This window comes from Aquabacterium sp. (genome assembly GCF_050725395.1).
In the GTDB taxonomy this organism is placed as follows: Bacteria; Pseudomonadota; Gammaproteobacteria; order Burkholderiales; family Burkholderiaceae_C; genus Aquabacterium.
On the sequence record NZ_JBOHHL010000008.1, the window covers coordinates 1 to 14151 of the forward strand.

Below are 14151 nucleotides of genomic sequence, written 5' to 3' on the forward strand. Positions count from 1 at the left end.
TCGACGCCTGCGGGTTCAAGCGCAAAGGCCGTGGTCCCATCGTCGTCGCCAAGGTGCGGCACGTGGTCAACAAGGGGGCCGAGCGTTACCCGCCCCCGCCGCCTGAAATCAAGCACACGCCTGTGGCCGCCAAGAGCGCCTCCGGCCTGTGCGCGGCCGAATGGCTGAGTGCGGCGAACCCGAAGCAGACCGTGCTGTATTTCCACGGCGGCGGCTACTTCTTCTGCGGCCTGAGCACGCACCGCCCGGCCTGCGCCTACCTGGCCAAGTCGGCCCAGGCGCAGGTGCTGTCGGTGGATTACCGCATGGCGCCCGAGCACATCTTCCCGGCCGCGGTCGACGACGCCGTGGCTTGGTGGAAGGAGCTGCTGGCCCAGGGCATCTCGCCCAAGAACGTGGTGTTCGCGGGCGACTCGGCCGGCGGTGGCCTGGCCCTGGCCTGCCTGGTCGCTTCGCGCGACCAGGGCTTGCCCATGCCTGCTGGCGCCGTGCTGTTCTCGCCCTGGACCGACCTGTCGTGCTCTGGCGAAACGATGAAGACGCTGTCGGACGCGGACGTGATGTTCAACCCCGAATCCCTGCCCCAGGCCGCGGACTTCTACCTGGCCGGTCAGTCGGCCACGCACCCGCTGGCCTCGCCGCTGTTCGCCGATCTGAAAGGCCTGCCGCCTTTGATGATCCACGCCAGCCGCCATGAGATCCTGCTGTCCGACTCGACCCGCCTGCACGACCGCGCCCAGCAACAAGGCGTGCAAAGCGAGATCCACCTGCGCTCGAAGCTGCCGCACGTGTGGCCCACCATGGTCATGTTGCCCGAAGGGCGCCAGAGCCTGAAAGAATCCGCGCAGTTCATCAGCCGCGTCACGTCCGGAGCCTGAGCCCCATGAAATCCTTCAAGAACAAGGTCGCCGCCATCACCGGCGCGGCCTCCGGCATGGGCCGGACCCTGGCCGTCGAACTGGCCAGCCGCGGCTGCCACCTGGCGCTGAGCGACGTCAACGAGGCCGAACTGGTCAAGACCGCCGAACTGGCGGGCGCGCATGGCGTCAAGGTCACCATCACCAAGGTGGACGTGGCCAAGCGCGACGAGGTCTTCGCCTGGGCCGACCAGGCCGCGCGCGACCATGGCCGGGTCAACCTGGTCTTCAACAACGCCGGCGTGGCGTTGACGGTGCCGCTCGAATCCGTGTCGATCAGTGATTTCGAATGGATCATGGGCATCAACTTCTGGGGCGTGGTGCACGGCACGCAGGCCTTCCTGCCCCACCTCAAGAAGTCGGGCGACGGGCACGTCATCAACACTTCCAGCCTCTTCGGCCTGCTGGCCATCCCCAGCCAGGGCACCTACAACGCCGCCAAGTTCGCGGTGCGCGGCTACACCGAATGCCTGCGCATGGAGCTGGACATGGAAGGCGCCTGCGTCAGTGCCACCTGCGTGCACCCGGGCGGCATCGCCACCAACATCGCGCTGGCCGGCAAGGTCGACCCCGCGATGGAGAAGGTCACCGGCATCACGGCCGAGCAACAGAAGCGCCGCGCCAACAAGATGATCAACGTCACCACCGCGCAGAGCGCCGCACTGCAGATCCTGGCCGCCGTCGAGAACAACGAGCGCCGCGTGCTGGTGGGCCCCGATGCCAAGCGCCTGGACAAAATCGTGCGCTTGCTGGGCTCGTGGTACCAGGTGCTGGTGATGCGGCAACTCAAGCGCATGAACAAGCCCCGCCAGCCGGTTCGCGCCACCCACTGACCACCGCATGAACTGGCTCAACCGCGTTTGGTGGTCCAGCATCCTGCTGAGCCTGGGTGTGGCCATCGCCGTCACCGTGTCCTGGGAACCTGATCGCCAGATCGGCCCCCTGGTGGCCAAGTGGGCCAAGGAGCCCTCGACCTTCATCGAACTGGATGGCATGCAGGCGCACATCCGCGACACCGGGCCGCGCAACGATCCGGTGCCCATCGTGTTGCTGCATGGCATGGCCTCCAGCCTGCACACCTGGGAAGGCTGGCAGCATGACCTGCAAGCCACCCGGCGTGTCATCTCGGTCGACCTGCCCGGTTTTGGACTGACCGGCCCCAGCCCCCAGGGCGAATACCACATCGACTCCTACACCCGCTTCCTGTTGCGCCTGCTGGACTCCTTGGGGGTCAAGCGCGTGATGCTGGTGGGCAATGCCCTGGGTGGCGAAGTCGCCTGGCAGACGGCCATCCTGGCGCCGGAACGGGTTCGCAAGCTGGTGCTGATCGACTCGGACGGCTATGCGCAGTCGAGCCTGTCCATGCCCATCGCTTTCCAGATCGCGAGCGCGCGCAGCTGGCGCTGGATCTCCGAACGCATCCTGCCGCGCGCCGTGGTCGAATCCAGCGTGCGCAGCGTGTTCGGCGACCCCGGCAAGGTCACCCCCGACAAGGTTCAGCGCTACTTCGAACTGGCCTTGCGCGTGGGCAACCGCCGGTCGCTGTTCCAGCGCATGGACCAGGCGCAATGGGGTGCCAGCGCTCACATGATCCGGCGCGTGCAGCAACCCACGCTGGTGCTGTGGGGCCTGAAGGATGGCATGGTCTCGCCGGCCAACGGCCCGCAGTTCTGCCGGGACATCCCGCACTGCACCTTGGTGACCTTTCCCGAGCTGGGCCACATCCCGCAAGAGGAAGATCCTCAAGGGACTCTGAAAGCGGCCAGTCCTTTCCTGGCCCGCTGAAGTCGTCGGTACCTCGCGCTCGCGGGGACCGGTTCAGCCGGCCTTGCGCCAGCGGGCTTGCTGGACGACCGAGGCCACCACCTTGTCCAGCACCTTGTCCAGTCCGGGACTCTTCAGGTCGCCAGCGTCGTCAAAGGCCTGGTCGGCCATCGGCACGCCCAGTTGCTCGGGCACGACGACCATGGCGAAATTGGTGCTCAGGAAGGTGCGCACGATGGGCAAGGCCCGGATGCCACCCAACGCCCCCGTCGAGGCCGACAACAGCCCGGCGGGCTTGGTGGGCGTGGTGGCCGAGCCGGCCGGCAAGCCATCGCTGGCCGCCACGGTGGACAACCAGTCGAAACTGTTGATCAGCAAGGGGGTGGGCAAGGCGTTGTACTCGGGGCAGGTCAGCAGCAGGCCATCGTGCGTGGCGAACAGCTCGCGCAGCTTCAAGGCACCGGGGTGCACGCCATGCCGCTCTTCCCAGTTGGCGTGGAAGATGGGCAGGTCGAGGCCGGCCAGGTCGACCGAGGTGGTCTCGGCACCCAAGGCTTGTGCCTTGCGTGCGGCCAGGTCGGCCAGCTGGCGGTTGTGGGAGCCGTGACGGGCGCTGCCCGAAATCACGAGCAGTCGAACGGGGAGGGGGGTATTGCTCATGCCCCGATCATGCCGCGAACACCGATCTTTTCGCGCGCGTGGATCTCCGCTTGCAAAAAGCCGCTACCCTTGCGCCATGTTCAGTTATCGACACGGCTTCCACGCGGGCAACCACGCCGATGTGCTCAAGCACATGGTATTGGTGCAGCTGCTTTCGCACCTGCTGCTCAAAGACAAACCTTTCTGGGTGATCGACACCCACGCCGGCGGCGGCGTCTACGACCTCACCAGCACCTACGCGGCCAAGAGCGGCGAAGCGCTCGATGGCATCGTCAAGGTCTGGCAATCACGCAATGCCGCGGACTTGCCCAAAGGCGTGGCCGACCTGCTCGACCAGCTCCGCGCCATCAACACCGGCGACCGCTTGGATTGGTACCCCGGCTCGCCGCAGATCGCCGCGCAAATGCTGCGCGAAGGCGACCACCTGCGCTTGTTCGAACTGCACCCCAGCGAAATCAAAAACCTGCAGAACCACTTTTCGTCGGTCAAACGCGGCGTGAGCGTGCAGGCCGCCGACGGCTTTGGCGGCCTCAAGGGCTGCGTGCCACCGCCACCGCGCCGTGGCCTGATCCACATGGACCCGTCCTACGAGATCAAGGAAGACTACCGCCGTGTGGTGCAGGTGTTGAAAGACACCGTGCCGCGCTTTTCCTCGGGCGTTTATGCCATCTGGTACCCCGAGGTCGCGCGGCGCGAGTCCAACCAGTTGCCGGCGCAGCTCAAGCGCGCGGCGGCCGAGCTGTCGGTCGACTGGCTGCACGCCACCTTGCGGATCAAGGGCGCCTCGAAAGATGGCCTGGGCCTGCACGGCAGCGGCATGTTCGTGATCAACCCGCCGCACACGCTGTACGACACCCTGGCCGAAGCGTTGCCTTGGCTGGTCGAAACCATCGGCATCGACGAACACGCGGCCTATTCGCTGGAAGTGCAAACGCGCTGATCTGCCGATCAAAGCGCCGAGCCCTCAGGCGCCCATCCCTCAGGCGCCGAGGTCGAACACCAAGACCTCGGCCAACTGCCCTTGTTCCAATTTCAAGCCGGACTCGCCTTCAAGCAGCAGGGCGTCGCCAGCGTCCAGCCGTTCGCCGTTGACCACCACCCGGCCCCGCGCCACGTGCACACAGGCCTTGCGAGCTGGGTTCAGCACCAGCTCGGCTTGCTCGTCCCCATCGAACAGCCCCACCGACAAGCTGGCGTCCGCGTGCACCGTGACCGAGCCCTCGCGGCCGTCCGGTGAGGCCACCAGGCACAGCCGACCGCGCTTGTCGCCCTCCGAAAATCGCTTCTGCTCATAACCCGGCGGGAGGCCGGTGCGGGTCGGGGTGATCCAGATCTGCAGCAGGTGCGTGCGATCGTAGAGCGCGCGGTTGAACTCGCTGTGCACGATCCCCGTGCCGGCGCTCATGCGCTGCACATCGCCAGGCCGGATGTCTTCGCCATTGCCCAGGCTGTCTTCGTGGTGCAGCACCCCTTCCAGCACGCAGGTCAGGATCTCCATGTCGCGGTGGCCGTGCTGGCCAAATCCGCGGCCAGGGGCGATCACGTCCTCGTTGATCACCCGCAAGGGGCCAAAGCCCATGTGCGCCGGGTCATGGTAATCGGCGAAGGAAAAGCTGTGAAAGCTTTGAAGCCAGTCATGGTCGGCATGGCCACGTTCCTGTGATCGGCGAAGGGTCTTCATGGCGTGGCGGGCTCCTGTCCAGACAACTCGGTGGAACATCCACTGTAGGCGGTCGGGCCGGGCCGACCGTTCACCGGCATCTGATGGCATCATTCGATCCATTTGAACGGCACTGCGATGTCCGAACGCCGCCAAGTCCTCACCCCCGACGCCCTGCTGATGATGGACACCATCGACCGCACCGGCAGTTTCGCGGCGGCCGCGCGCGAACTGGGCAAGGTGCCCTCGGCCCTGACCTACAGCGTGCGCCAACTTGAAGAAGCGCTCGACGTGCTGCTGTTCGACCGCCGCTCCCGCCAGGCCAAACTCACCGCCGCCGGCGAAGAGCTGCTGCACGAAGGCCGCCTGCTGCTCAAGCAGATGGACGCCGTGGCCAACCGCGTGCAGCGCGTCGCATCGGGCTGGGAAACCCAACTCACCATCGCCATCGACAACGCGGTGGCGCCCAGCGCCGTGTTCGACCTCATCGAGGCCTTCTACGCCTTGAACCCGCCCACCCGCGTGAAGATCCGCAACGAGGTGCTCAATGGCACCTGGGAGGCCTTGGTCTCGGGGCAAGCCGACCTGGCCATCGGCGTGCCGGGCGACCGCCAGTCCTCGTCCACCCTGCGTTTCGAATTGCTGGGCGACCTGGAGTTCGTTCTGTCGGTGGCGCCGCACCACCCGCTGGCGGGCGAGCCCGAGCCCTTGTCGACCAGCACGCTGGCGCTTCACCGCATCATCGCGGTGGCCGACACCGCGCGCGACCTGCAGCCCCTCACCGTCGGCATCCAGCCCGGCCAGGACGTGCTGACCCTGCCCTCCATGTCCGCCAAGCTGGAAGCCATGCTGAGAGGCCTGGGCTGCGGCTTCCTGCCCGAACCCATCGTGCGACCGCACATCGAGGCCGGCCGGCTGATCCGCAAGAGCGTGGACCAGCCACCGCGCTTGAGCCCGGTCCACTATGCCTGGCGCCAACCCTCGACCCGGCCCGGCCATGCCCTGGATTGGTGGCTTCAGCAACTGGGCCGCCCCGCCACCCGCACCGCCTTGTTGTCGCGGCACGGAGACTTGCAGCTGTGAGCCCTTATGTCGGCCGCTTCGCACCCTCGCCCACCGGCCCGCTGCACGCGGGCTCGCTGGTCGCGGCCCTGGCCAGTTGGCTGGACGCGCGCGCCCATGGAGGCCAGTGGCTGGTGCGCATCGAAGACGTGGACACGCCGCGCTGCGTTCCCGGCGCCGATCTGACCATCCTGGAACAACTGAGGGCCTGCGGCCTGTCACCCGATGCCCCACCGGTCTACCAAAGCCAGCGCGGCCCCCTGTACCAGGCCGCCCTCGACTCGCTGGTGGCGCGCGGCCTGGCCTACCCTTGCGCCTGCACACGCGCCGACATCGCGCAAGCCAACGCCGCGCTGGGCCGACTCAAGCCCCGACATGGCGAACTGGTCTACCCGGGCACCTGCCGGCCCGAGAACGGCGGGCTGCGTGGCCGCCCCGCCCGTGCCTGGCGCTTGAAAGCGCCGCCCGTGGAGCAAGCCTGCTGGCACTGGGTCGACCGCCGCCTGGGCCCGCAGGCGCAGGACCTGGTGGAGACCGTCGGGGACTTCGTCATCAAGCGGGCCGATGGCCTGTGGGCCTACCAACTGGCCGTGGTGGTCGACGATGCCGATCAGCAGGTCACCCACGTCGTGCGCGGCGAAGACCTCGCGGACAACACGCCCCGCCAACAATGGCTGCAGCGCTGCCTTGGCCTGCCAACGCCCAGTTACCTGCACACCCCGCTGGTCACCGATGCGCATGGTGAAAAATTGTCCAAGCAGCATGGCGCGGCGGCAGTGCCAATCAACCAGGCCTTGTCCGAACTTCGAAGGGCAGGGCGTGAACTCGGCGTGCAGGTCGAGGCCGATACCATCCAGGGCTGGCTGAAAAATGCGACTTTGTGCCGTTTCCTTCACCTGAATGAGGGGGAACCCCTGTGATCAAGGGGGCGCGAATTTCCCACGAGACGTCAGGAATCGCAACAATCGATACCAGTTCGCAAGTCATTGGTTGGCCAACGCAGGCCATAGCAAAGGAAAGTACCTTCATGTTGTACCGTGCCGCCATCGCCAGCCTGATCGCCATCGTCGGCGTTCATACCACCGCCCAAGCGGCCCCCGTGGCCGATTACTCGGTCCAGTTCGACAGCAGCTTCAACGCCGCCGCCAACACCCAGCTGACCCTGGTCAACGCCGATGTGCAAGCCGATGGCCTGCACACCAATGAAGCGCTGTGGGGCACCTCCAGCGTCAGCCTGGCCAACGTGCTGAGCACGGGCAGCGAATACACCATCAGCCTGGACTTCGCCTACGTCGGCCGCACCGACTCCAGCCGCAAGATCCTGGACTTCTTTGGTCGCTCCTCGGAAGCCGGCTTCTACCTGAACAGCGGTGGCTTCGTGTTCTACGACGGTCTGGGCCATCCCCAGGCTGAAAGCTTCGCCAGCGTCCTGTCGCCCTACGAAGCCTTCAACGTCACCGTGAGCCGCACCTCGGCCGGCATTTTCACCGCTTATTTCAATGGCGTTGAACAACTGCAGTTCGAAGACAGCGCCGGCCTGGCCGTCTTCAACTCGCCCGGCTTCGCCGCCTACATCCTGACGGACGAGGTCGACGGCTACGAGATCACCAACGGCGCCCTCACCGGCATCAGCGTGTACAAGACGGCGCTCAGCACGTCCGACCTGGGCGGTGGCATCTCGCCCGTGCCGGAACCAGAATCCTACGCCCTGGCGCTGGCTGGCCTGTTGACCGTGGGCTCACTCATGAAGCGCCGCCGCGCCTGATTTTTTCAGCCTGGCTTGACAAAAAAACCGCCCTGCAAGGGGCGGTTTTTTTTGGGGCCAGCGGATCGAATCAACCCCGCTCACTTCACCAGGAAATGCTCGCGGTAGTAGGCGAGTTCATCGATCGACTCGTGGATGTCGGCCAGGGCCGTGTGCTTTTGCGCCTTCTTGAAGCCTTCCGACAAGCCCGGCTTCCAGCGCTTGGCCAGCTCCTTGAGCGTGCTCACGTCCAGGTTGCGGTAGTGGAAAAAGGCCTCCAGCTTGGGCATGTAATTGGCCAGGAACCGCCGGTCCTGGCAAATGGAATTGCCACACATCGGCGACTTGTTGGCCGGCACGTATTGCTTCAGAAACGCGATCACCGCTTGCGTGGCCTGTGCCTCGTCCACCGTCGAGGCCTTGACCCGGTCGATGAGGCCACTGCGGCCGTGCGTGCCCTTGTTCCAGGCGTCCATGCCGTTGAGCATCGCATCGGACTGGTGGATGGCGAACACCGGGCCTTCGACGCGCACGGTCAGGTTCGGGTCCGTCACCACCACGGCGATTTCGATGATCCGGTCGGTGTCCGGCTTCAGGCCAGTCATTTCCAGGTCGATCCAGATCAGGTTCTGGTCGCTGGACGCCAGGGTCGGCGCGGGGTTGGAAGGCGTGGTATCGAGCATGAGGGGCAAACAAGGGATGGTCGAGCCAGGATTGTCGGGCAACTCGTACACTTGCGGCCATGCAATCGAGCACCCTCTCTCTGGTTTTTGCCGCGTTCCTGCTGGCGTCCGTGGCCACCAAATGGTGGCTGGCTCACCGCCAGATCCGGCACGTGGCCCTTCACCGTGGCCAGGTTCCCGCCGGTTTCGACCTGGCCGTGGGCCTGTACAACCACCAGCGCGCCGCCGACTACACCGTCGACAAGCTCCGCTTCGACCTGATCACCACGGCCATCAGCACGGCCGTGCTCGTGGGCTGGACGCTGCTGGGCGGCCTGGATGCCCTCAACGTGGCCCTGCGCGAGGCCCTGGCACCGCGTTTCGGCAACCTCGCCTACCAACTGGCCCTGCTGCTGTCCTTCGGCCTGATCGGTGGCCTGGTCGACCTGCCCTTGGCCGCGTGGAGCACCTTCCGCATCGAGCAGCGCCACGGCTTCAACCGCATGACGTTTGACATGTGGCTCGGCGACCAGGTCAAGGAAGGCCTGCTGGGCCTGGCGCTGGGCGCCCCCATCGCCGCGCTGATCCTGTGGTTGATGGGCGCCGCCGGGCCGCAATGGTGGCTGTGGGCCTGGGGCGCCTGGGTGGCGTTCAGCCTGCTGCTGATGATCGTCTTCCCCATCTTCATCGCGCCGCTGTTCAACAAGTTCTCGCCCCTGGAAGACCTGGCCTTGAAAGACAAGGTCGAATCGCTGATGAGCCGATGCGGCTTCGCGGCCAAGGGCTTGTTTGTGATGGATGGCAGCAAGCGCTCGGCCCACGCCAACGCCTATTTCACCGGCCTGGGGTCGTCCAAGCGCGTGGTGTTCTACGACACGCTGCTCAGCCGCCTCAACCACGGCGAGATCGAGGCCGTGCTGGCCCACGAACTGGGCCACTTCAAGCACAAACACGTGTTCAAGCGCATGGTCGGCATGTTCGTGATGAGCCTGCTGGGCTTTGCGCTGCTGGGCTGGCTGTCGCGCCAGGTGTTCTTCTACGAGGGCCTGGGTGTCACGCCCAACCTGGGCGCGCCCAACGATGCCCTGGCCTTGCTGCTCTTCATGCTGGCCGTGCCGGTGGTGATGTTCTTCGTGGCGCCCGTCTTCGCGCATTTCTCGCGCCGCGACGAATTCCAGGCCGATGCCTACGCCTGCGCCCACGCCCAGGCCAGCGACTTGCGCCAGGCCCTGATCAAGCTGTACAAGGACAACTCGTCCACCCTCACACCCGACCCGCTCTACGTGCGCTTTTACTACTCACACCCACCTGCCGCCGAACGCATGGCGGCCATGGGCCTGTGACGCTTGTGCCCCCCGCCACCATGACCTCAGCCCTGCCCCTGGCCCAACAACACTGCGCGCACCGCACCGGCGACCCCTTGTCCGAACGGGGCTGCCAGATGATGCTGACGCAGGTGCCCGGCTGGTCCATCGACACCACCGTGCCGGGCGGCCTGCTGCGCCGCAGCTTCAACTTCAAGGATTTCCACCACACCATGGCCTTCGTCAACGCGGTGGCCTGGATCGCGCACCAGCAGGATCACCACCCCGACCTGGCCGTGAGCTACAACCGCTGCACCTTGCGCTGGTCCACCCACTCGGTGGGCGGCCTGTCCCTGAACGATTTCATCTGCGCCGCCCGCGTTGATGCACTGAGCCCCTGAGCCCATGCGATCCCACCAACGCGTTTCCACCCGGTCCCCGTCCACCCCCAAAAGCCACGACGTCCCCGCAGGCACCGAGCTCGAAAACGGCCTGGTCGTGTCCACGCACGGCCGCCACTGCTTCGTTGAAACGGCCGACGGCCGCCGCCTGATCTGCCACCCGCGCGGCAAGAAAAGCGATGTGGTGGTAGGCGACCGCGTCACCTGGCACCTCACGCAAGACGGCTCGAACGAAGGCGTCATTGTCAAGATCGAAGACCGCCGCAACCTGCTCTACCGCCAGGACGAATGGCGCAGCAAGTCCTTCGCGGCCAACCTCGACCTGCTGCTGATGTGGATCGCGGTCGAGCCAGTGTTCAGCGAAGCACAGCTCACGCGCGCCCTGATCGCCGCCGAGATCGCCGGCATCACGCCCTGCATCGTCCTGAACAAGACCGACCTGCCTGGCACCGACACCGCGCGCCAACGCCTCCAGCCCTACCGCGACATGGGCTACGAGGTGATCGAGCTGTCGCTCAAGCACCAGGGCGAGGCCGCCAAGGAGATCATCCTGCCCAAGCTGCGCGGCAAGGCCACGCTGGTGCTGGGCCCCTCGGGCGCGGGCAAAAGCACGCTGATCAACACCCTGGCCCCGCACGCGCGGGCCGAGGTGGGCGAGATCTCGCAGGCGCTCAATTCAGGCAAGCACACCACCACGCACTCAACCTGGTACTGGGTCGAAGGCGAAGCCACCAGCGACGCCGACCAGCGCGCCGCCGTGATCGATTCGCCCGGCTTCCAGGAGTTCGGCCTGCACCACGTCACGCCCGTGCAACTGCCCCACCTGATGCCCGACATCGCCCGCCACGCCAATGACTGCCGCTTCGCCAACTGCACGCACCGGCAGGAGCCCGGCTGCGGCGTGCAGGCCGCTGTGCAAAAAGGCGAGATCAGCGCCATGCGCATCAGCCTGTACACCGCCCTGTTCGACGAACTCAGCCAGACCCGCTGGTGATTTTTGACAAGCCCGCCGCACCGCCATGCCCGACCAACTCAGCCCCCTGCCCGCCACGCTCGACGCCTTCAAGCAAGGCAGCCTGCCGCTGACCCAACTCGTCCAGCAATGGCGCACCGCCGCCAAGGACCACCAGCCGGCCCTGCCCCCGCGCTACCACGAGGTGCTGGAACGCATCCTCACGCAGCTGGAATCCAGCGCACTGTTCTCGGAAGAAAGCTGCTCGTTCAGCCAGGCCGACATCGTCAACGCGCTGGGCGACTGGCTGGCCAAGGCGCGGGCCCTGAACGCCTGACCCCGACAACGCTCAAGCCGCGTCGTCCAGCGCGCCAGGACGGGCCACCGAACTCCACGCGGCCTCGGCCAGCATGTCGCGGTACTGCTGTGGCGAGGTCTTCACCCGCCCGGACAACCAGGCCCGGCAGTAGCTTTCGGCCTGACCAATGATGAGGGACGCGAACAGCTCGGCCGGCCATTCTCGCAACACGGCCAGCCGCTCGGGCTGGTTGAACCAGGCGATGAGCGCCTTGCCGCGCTGCCGGTTGCGCTGCTGCAGTTCCGCCCCATGCGGCCCCTTGGCCACGCTGGAACGCGCCTGGTACAGGTAGCGGGCCAGCTCCGGCTGCGCGGTCACCCAGTCCACATAGCTTGTCACCAGGGCCGCCACGCCTTCCCGCACGCTGCGGGCTTGGGCGAACCGCGGCTCGGTCAGGCCCGCCTGGTCGGCCAGGGCACAAAAAAACAGCGCAGCCACCAGCCCTTCCTTGCTGCCGAAGTGGTGGTACAGGTTGCCCACGCTGGCATCGCAGCGCTCTTTCAGCATGTCGATGGTGGTCGACTCGATGCCATGTTCATTGAAGCAGGCCAAGGCGCCCGCGAGGATGCGCCGCTTCAAGTGCGCCCTCGCACCCGGGTAGGCGCGCTCCAGCACGGCATTCAAGGCAGCAGAGGTGGTGGCGGTCATCACAAGGCGATCAAGGCTTTCATGGGTCCGTATTTGACACCGAATAATATTCCAGAATATTATTCTGCAAACGACATCCTTCGTTCATCACTGCGAACCATCCCCATGAGCCAACTTCTCAATCTGTACAACAGCGCGGGAGCCGAACAGTTCACCGCCGCCGTGTGCCAGTTCGCCCCCTACTTCAGCACCATCACCCCGCAATTCGTGGACCTTCGCGCAGGCCGCGCCGAAGCCACCGTGCCCTTTCGCCGTGAAATCACCAACCACCTGGGCACCATCCACGCCATCGCCTTGTGCAACGCGGCCGAGTTGGTGGCCGGCACCATGACCGACGCTTCAATACCCGCCGGCGCGCGTTGGATCCCCAAGGGCATGACGGTGCAATACCTGGCCAAGGCCAAGAGCGATGTCCGCGCGGTGGCCGACGGCAGCCAGGTGGCCTGGACCGAGCCGGGCGACCACGAGGTGCCGGTCGATGTCTTCGACGCGCAAGGCACGAAGGTGTTCCACGCCCGCATCACCATGAACATCAAAATCGACTGAGCAAGGACACCCCATGAACGACATGCTTGCCATGGGCCGCCAGGTGCTGGAAATGCAGAACTTCAGCCGCCTGCTGGGCACCGAACTCACGGCCTACAGCCCCGAGGGCGTCGAACTGCGGCTGCCCATGCGCGCCGAACTGCTTCAGCAGAACGACTTCGCGCACGGTGGCGTGGTCAGCTACCTGGCCGACAACGCCCTGACTTTCGCTGGTGGGTCACGGCTGGGACTGGCCGTGCTCACGGCCGAGTACAAGATCAACTACCTGAGGCCCGGCGTGGGCACCGCCTTGGTGGCACGGGCCCAGGTGGTCTATGCCGGCAAGACCTTGGCCACCTGCCGGTGCGATGTGTTCAGCGTGCTGGAAGATGGCAGCGAAAAGCTGTGCGCCACGGCGCAGGGCACGATCGCCAAGGTGGGCGGCTGACTAACCGATCAGGTTGGCCAGCGACAGCAGCGCCAGCAACAGCATCCACAACACCACCGACCGCCAGATCAGGGCCACCACACTGCGCAGGTGCGCCATCTGGGGCGGTGCGCCGGTGGTGCTGCCGGCCGACGCGGTTGCGTCAGGGTCGTCCCCGCCCGTCAAGGTGCGGCTGACGTCGAGGGTTTCAGAGGCGGCCGGGGGCGCCTTGCCGCCCAGCCGCACGCCCACCGCGCCCGATGCCGCCGCGAGGATCGTGCCCTCGTTGCTGCTGATCCAGAGTTGGGCGTGGCGCCGCCAGGCCTCGACCGCGTCCTCGAAGTTGCCGACCACGGCGAAACCGAAGGCCGTCATGCGCGATGGCACGTGGTCCAGCCACGAGAACAGCTTTTGCGACAGGTTCATCAAGCCATCGTGCGTGGGCGCGCCGGTGACATGGCTCTTGTACGCCCAATAGCGGCTGGTGAACTCGGCCATGCGGTACAGCACCGCGCCCATCGGGCCCAGCCCCAAGGTGGACAAGGCCACGAACCAGAAGAACACGCCGAACACGTGGCGGTGCGCCGCCAGCAGCGAATGCTCGATCACGTGGCGCAGCAATTCGGCGCGGGGCAGCTCGCTGGCGTCCACGTGGCGCCATTCGGCCAGCAGCTCGCGCGCGCGGTCCTCGCGCCCTTTGTCGAGCGCATCGCGGATGTGGGTGAAGTGGTGGCTGAACTGCCGAAAGCCCAGCGTGGTGTAAAGCACAGCCACGTCCCACACCAGCGCCAGCACCGTGCTGTAGCGGTTGAGGAGCACGTAGACCAAGCCCAGCGCCGTGGCCGGCCCCAGCACCGTGATCGCCCACACCACGCGCGAATGCGAGGGTGCACCGGCGTCGAAATTGCGCCCAGTCCAGAGCACCCAGCGCGTGAGGCTGTGGTGGATCGGATTGCGGGTCGACAGGGGCTTGAGCTGTTCGATCAGCAAGGCGAACAGCACGGCGAAGAAACTCATTGGGTGATCATAGCGGTGCACCCCGCTGCCCAAGGTGAAAAACCGGGCAC

The 14151-nt window shown here is 66.1% G+C and carries 18 protein-coding genes; 13 read left to right on the forward strand and 5 right to left on the reverse strand.

The features are described from left to right. The 3 genes from ACREB4_RS07060 to ACREB4_RS07070 all read left to right on the forward strand — a co-directional run. Positions 1-878: alpha/beta hydrolase (locus ACREB4_RS07060; RefSeq protein ID WP_431587503.1), on the forward strand; the 878-nt coding region annotated here is incomplete at its 5' end. Positions 879-883: 5 nt separating this feature from the next. Beyond that, positions 884-1750 (forward strand): SDR family NAD(P)-dependent oxidoreductase, encoded by an 867-nt coding sequence (locus ACREB4_RS07065; RefSeq protein WP_431587504.1) that lies wholly within the window; start codon positions 884-886, stop codon positions 1748-1750. 7 nt (positions 1751-1757) lie between these two features. Beyond that, positions 1758-2702: an alpha/beta fold hydrolase gene (locus ACREB4_RS07070; RefSeq protein ID WP_431587505.1), complete on the forward strand. Its 945-nt coding sequence runs from the start codon at positions 1758-1760 to the stop codon at positions 2700-2702. Positions 2703-2735: 33 nt separating this feature from the next. Here ACREB4_RS07070 and ACREB4_RS07075 read toward each other — a convergent pair whose 3' ends face one another. Then, on the reverse strand, positions 2736-3341 hold the full coding sequence (locus tag ACREB4_RS07075) for an NADPH-dependent FMN reductase (RefSeq protein ID WP_431587506.1): 606 nt from the start codon (positions 3339-3341) through the stop codon (positions 2736-2738). Between the two features lie 76 nt (positions 3342-3417). On the opposite strand from ACREB4_RS07075, the gene ACREB4_RS07080 reads away from it, so the two are divergent. Further along, positions 3418-4281, forward strand: a complete 864-nt coding sequence (locus ACREB4_RS07080; protein WP_431587507.1) for a 23S rRNA (adenine(2030)-N(6))-methyltransferase RlmJ — start codon at positions 3418-3420, stop codon at positions 4279-4281. Positions 4282-4320: 39 nt separating this feature from the next. Here ACREB4_RS07080 and ACREB4_RS07085 read toward each other — a convergent pair whose 3' ends face one another. Then, positions 4321-5022 carry a pirin family protein gene (locus tag ACREB4_RS07085; RefSeq protein ID WP_431587508.1) on the reverse strand — a complete coding sequence of 234 codons (702 nt, stop codon included), beginning with the start codon at positions 5020-5022 and terminating at the stop codon, positions 4321-4323. Between the two features lie 117 nt (positions 5023-5139). On the opposite strand from ACREB4_RS07085, the gene ACREB4_RS07090 reads away from it, so the two are divergent. The 3 genes from ACREB4_RS07090 to ACREB4_RS07100 all read left to right on the forward strand — a co-directional run bounded on the left by ACREB4_RS07090 (position 5140) and on the right by ACREB4_RS07100 (position 7828). Beyond that, positions 5140-6084 carry a LysR substrate-binding domain-containing protein gene (locus ACREB4_RS07090; protein ID WP_431587509.1) on the forward strand — a complete coding sequence of 315 codons (945 nt, stop codon included), beginning with the start codon at positions 5140-5142 and terminating at the stop codon, positions 6082-6084. After that, positions 6081-6983: a tRNA glutamyl-Q(34) synthetase GluQRS gene (gene gluQRS / locus ACREB4_RS07095; protein ID WP_431587510.1), complete on the forward strand. Its 903-nt coding sequence runs from the start codon at positions 6081-6083 to the stop codon at positions 6981-6983. The genes ACREB4_RS07090 and gluQRS overlap by 4 nt, the downstream gene beginning before the upstream one ends. A gap of 107 nt (positions 6984-7090) precedes the next feature. Then, on the forward strand, positions 7091-7828 hold the full coding sequence (locus ACREB4_RS07100; protein ID WP_431587511.1) for a PEP-CTERM sorting domain-containing protein: 738 nt from the start codon (positions 7091-7093) through the stop codon (positions 7826-7828). Positions 7829-7908: 80 nt separating this feature from the next. On the opposite strand, the gene orn is transcribed toward ACREB4_RS07100, so the two are convergent. Further along, the gene (gene orn / locus ACREB4_RS07105) at positions 7909-8490 is read right to left on the reverse strand and encodes an oligoribonuclease (protein WP_431587512.1); all 582 of its coding nucleotides are present in this window, start codon (positions 8488-8490) and stop codon (positions 7909-7911) included. Positions 8491-8549: 59 nt separating this feature from the next. Between orn and ACREB4_RS07110 the strand changes: the two genes are divergently transcribed. Genes ACREB4_RS07110 through ACREB4_RS07125 form a run of 4 tightly spaced genes read left to right on the forward strand, consistent with a single transcriptional unit; the run spans position 8550 to position 11463 of the window. After that, on the forward strand, positions 8550-9812 hold the full coding sequence (locus ACREB4_RS07110; RefSeq protein ID WP_431587513.1) for a M48 family metallopeptidase: 1263 nt from the start codon (positions 8550-8552) through the stop codon (positions 9810-9812). Positions 9813-9832: 20 nt separating this feature from the next. Further along, a complete protein-coding gene (locus ACREB4_RS07115) occupies positions 9833-10174 on the forward strand; it encodes a 4a-hydroxytetrahydrobiopterin dehydratase (protein WP_431587514.1) in 342 nt (113 codons plus the stop codon). A 4-nt stretch (positions 10175-10178) separates the two neighbouring features. Beyond that, on the forward strand, positions 10179-11168 hold the full coding sequence (rsgA, locus tag ACREB4_RS07120; RefSeq protein ID WP_431587515.1) for a ribosome small subunit-dependent GTPase A: 990 nt from the start codon (positions 10179-10181) through the stop codon (positions 11166-11168). A gap of 25 nt (positions 11169-11193) precedes the next feature. Continuing rightward, the gene (locus ACREB4_RS07125; protein ID WP_431587516.1) at positions 11194-11463 is read left to right on the forward strand and encodes a hypothetical protein; all 270 of its coding nucleotides are present in this window, start codon (positions 11194-11196) and stop codon (positions 11461-11463) included. A gap of 12 nt (positions 11464-11475) precedes the next feature. Here the strand turns inward: ACREB4_RS07125 and ACREB4_RS07130 are convergent, their stop codons facing one another. Next, a complete protein-coding gene (locus ACREB4_RS07130; protein WP_431587517.1) occupies positions 11476-12132 on the reverse strand; it encodes a TetR/AcrR family transcriptional regulator in 657 nt (218 codons plus the stop codon). Between the two features lie 105 nt (positions 12133-12237). Here ACREB4_RS07130 and ACREB4_RS07135 point away from each other — a divergent pair, with 105 nt between their 5' ends. Together ACREB4_RS07135 and ACREB4_RS07140 are read left to right on the forward strand one after the other, a co-directional pair. Then, a complete protein-coding gene (locus tag ACREB4_RS07135) occupies positions 12238-12678 on the forward strand; it encodes a hotdog fold domain-containing protein (RefSeq protein ID WP_431587518.1) in 441 nt (146 codons plus the stop codon). 13 nt (positions 12679-12691) lie between these two features. Further along, complete coding sequence (locus tag ACREB4_RS07140; RefSeq protein ID WP_431587519.1) at positions 12692-13105, forward strand: PaaI family thioesterase; 414 nt, start codon at positions 12692-12694, stop codon at positions 13103-13105. Here the strand turns inward: ACREB4_RS07140 and ACREB4_RS07145 are convergent, their stop codons facing one another. Further along, the gene (locus ACREB4_RS07145) at positions 13106-14101 is read right to left on the reverse strand and encodes a CobD/CbiB family protein (protein ID WP_431587520.1); all 996 of its coding nucleotides are present in this window, start codon (positions 14099-14101) and stop codon (positions 13106-13108) included. It lies immediately after the preceding gene. Positions 14102-14151: the final 50 nt, after the last annotated feature.